General features: G+C 71.1%; 1 pseudogene. It reads right to left on the bottom strand.

Features of this window, described 5'->3' with window-relative positions:
- Window positions 1–284, bottom strand: a pseudogene (locus tag ACLJNW_RS24530) (hypothetical protein); the annotation flags it as partial.

Raw genomic sequence — 284 nt, 5'->3', positions numbered from 1 at the left:
GCCAGGCACAGCAGCAACAGCGATACGCCGAACAGGCTGACCAGCACCCGCCCGGGGAAGCCGACGAACAGGCTCTTGTGCAGGTTCAGCAGGAGGTCCAGCGCCGGCATCGGTGGCAGCACCCGGCCGCTGGCCGGGTCGAGGTCCAGCCGGCAGTCCAGGCGCGCATCGCAGACGCTGAAGGCGGCATGGCCGGGAGCGGGCAGCAGCAGGGTCGCATCGCGGATGTCGACGCCTTCCTCGCCCGCCCGTTCGAGCAGGCGCTCCAGCGCAAGGGCTTCTCC

The sequence above is a fragment of the Salmonella sp. SAL4457 genome (assembly GCF_046548235.1).
GTDB classification, from domain to species: domain Bacteria; phylum Pseudomonadota; class Gammaproteobacteria; order Enterobacterales; family Enterobacteriaceae; genus Salmonella; species Salmonella enterica.
Note: the sequence above shows the minus strand (reverse complement) of the source record. Positions and strands in the feature narration are given on the sequence as shown.